General features: G+C 71.3%; 2 protein-coding genes. Both read right to left on the bottom strand.

Translation table 11 applies throughout. The annotated features are described in order from the left end of the window. Nucleotides 1–196: 196 nt before the first annotated feature. Entirely contained in the window at nucleotides 197–1,561 is a 1,365-nt protein-coding gene (locus EIO58_RS16355; protein WP_127820373.1) for an ABC transporter substrate-binding protein, read from the bottom strand. An 85-nt stretch (nucleotides 1,562–1,646) separates the two neighbouring features. Beyond that, nucleotides 1,647–2,384: alpha-amylase family glycosyl hydrolase (locus EIO58_RS16350; protein WP_127820372.1), on the bottom strand; the 738-nt coding region annotated here is incomplete at its 5' end.

Genomic DNA, 2,384 nt, shown 5'->3' with positions numbered 1-2,384 from the left:
CCGCGGAACCAGCCACGGACGCCCGGCCGGCGGCGGGGCGCGGCGGCCGCCGCGCGTTCGATCGTGTCGGCGGTCTCGACGGCCGGCGGCGCGGTCGTCGGTGTCAGCTGTGTCATGTCAGTCCTGTCGGGTCGGTCCCGCGTCGAGCCGGGTCTCCCAGGATGGGGGGCGCCCCGTCCCGGGAGACCCGCTGCGGTCACTCGGCCTCGGCGTACAGCGCCTCGGCCTGCGACTGCACGTCGGCGAGGAGCGCCGGGATGTCGGCGGTCTCGTCGGTCAGGACCGCCTGCACGACGGTGTCGAGCAGCGCGTAGACGTCCTGGGTCGCGACGCGGGGCTCGGCGATGAGCGGCTGGTCGAAGATGGCTTCTGTGTAGGGCGCCATCTGCTCGACGGGCACGTTGACGAAGGGCTCGATCCACGACTGGTACTGCTGGTACTGCTCCTGATCGAAGATCGGCAGCTCGGGAGCCCCGACAGGCTGGTCGAGCGACGCGGCGAGCTCGGCCGTCTCGACCACGGTGTCCTCGTCGGTGAGCTTGGCGAGGTAGTAGAAATCGATCCACTTCACGGCGGCGGCCTGCTCGGCCTCGCTCGCCTTGGGGTTGACCGCGGCGAGCGTACCGCCGCCGAGCAGACCTGGGTCCGCACCCTGCAGCGGGAGGACAGTGAGGCCGTAGTCGTCGGGGTTGAGAGCGTTCTGGGTCACCAGGTTGCCGTAGTTGCCACCACCCGACACATACATGCCGATTCGTCCGGAGGCGAAGTCCTGGTTGATCGTGCCCCAGTCGTAGAGGAAGTTGGAGCCCATCGAGTTGTCGCCCCAGCGCAGATCGTGAAGATACTGCAGCACCTCTGCGACCGCCGGGTCGGCATCGATCGTCGGCGCCGTGGCGTCACCGTTCTCGGTCCGGCCGCCGAAGGCGTTGACGAGCGTGGTGAGGATCCACCCGCCGGTGTTCCCGGACGTCATCGTCGCGTAGCCGGCCTGGCCCGTGGCATCCGCGATCTGCTTCGCCGCCTCGCGCACCTCGTCCCACGTCGCCGGCGGAGCGTCGGGGTCCAGCCCCGCGGCCTCGAACAGCGCGCGGTTGTAGTGCAGGCCCTGACCGTACGCGGCGATCGGGACGGCCCATTGGCCGCCGTCGTCCGCCTGTCCTGCCTGCGCGATGTTCGGGTTGAACTGGTCGGCGTATGGCAGCGCAGCCACGAGGTCGGAGATGTCGGCGATCTGCTCGTTTGCGATGAGCCCTCGACCGTCGGTGAACGGGATCGGGAACACGTCGGGGAGCGTGCCGGCGGCCAGGTCGGTCGTGAACGTCGGGGCGGTCCAGGTGTACTCGCGCGCCTCGACGTCGATGTCGGGGTTGTCCTTCTCGAACGCCTCGACGCGGGCGTCGAAGTTGTCACGGGCCTCCTGCTCGAGACCGGCGTCGGTGGCGACGGCGATCGTGACGGTGCCGTCGGCGTCGCCTCCGGCGTTCGCGCAGCCGGCGAGCAGGACTGCCGCGGTGGTGAGTGCGAGCGCGCCGGTGGCGGCGCGCCGGGTCGTGGACGTCATTGTCTGGTCCTTTCGGTTTCTGCTGTGAGTGGTGCTCATGTCACGCGGCCGTGACGCGGACGCGCGCTCCGGGATCCGTGGCGGCTCACAGCTCGAGCCACACGGTGGAGTCGGGGGGCAGGACATCGTCGGAGCCGGGGCCCGAGAGCGCGGCGCTGGCGAGCAGCAGGCGACGGTGCGCGGGCAGTGGAACCGCCACCGAGCCGAAGTTCGTCATCGAGACGGTGCGTTCGCCGCGGCGGAATGCCAGCACGTCGGCACCGAGTTCCAGCCACGACAGCCGCTCGCCGCGAAGGTCGTCGGCGGCGCGGCGCACCCGCAGTGCCTCGCGGTAGAGCGCGAGCATCGACGCGGCGTCGTCCTCCTGCGCCTCGACGGTGAGCGGCGCCCAGTCCGGCGGCTGAGGAAGCCATGTGGCGGCCGCGCCGAAGCCGTACGGCGGGCGGGATCCCGACCACGGCAGCGGGACGCGGCATCCGTCCCGACCAGGGTCGACACCCTCGGACCGGAAGTGCATCGGGTCCTCGATGACCTCGCGTGGCAGCTCGACCTCGGGCAGGCCGAGCTCGTCCCCCTGATAGATGTACATGCTGCCGGGAAGGGCCGCCGCGAGCATCGCGGCGGCGCGGGCGCGGCGCGTGCCGCGGGCCAGATCGGTCGGGATGCCGAACCTCTTGCGGGCGAACGCGAACGAGGAGTCGGCGCGGCCGTAGCGGGTCGCCGGACGCGTCACGTCGTGGTTCGACAGCACCCAGGTCGCGGGGGCTCCGACCGGCTCGTGCTCGGCGAGCGTGCGCTGGATGGAACCGCGCAAGGCCGCCGC

The organism is Microbacterium sp. CPCC 204701, assembly GCF_004010105.1.
Classification (GTDB): domain Bacteria; phylum Actinomycetota; class Actinomycetes; order Actinomycetales; family Microbacteriaceae; genus Microbacterium.
Note: the sequence above shows the minus strand (reverse complement) of the source record. Positions and strands in the feature narration are given on the sequence as shown.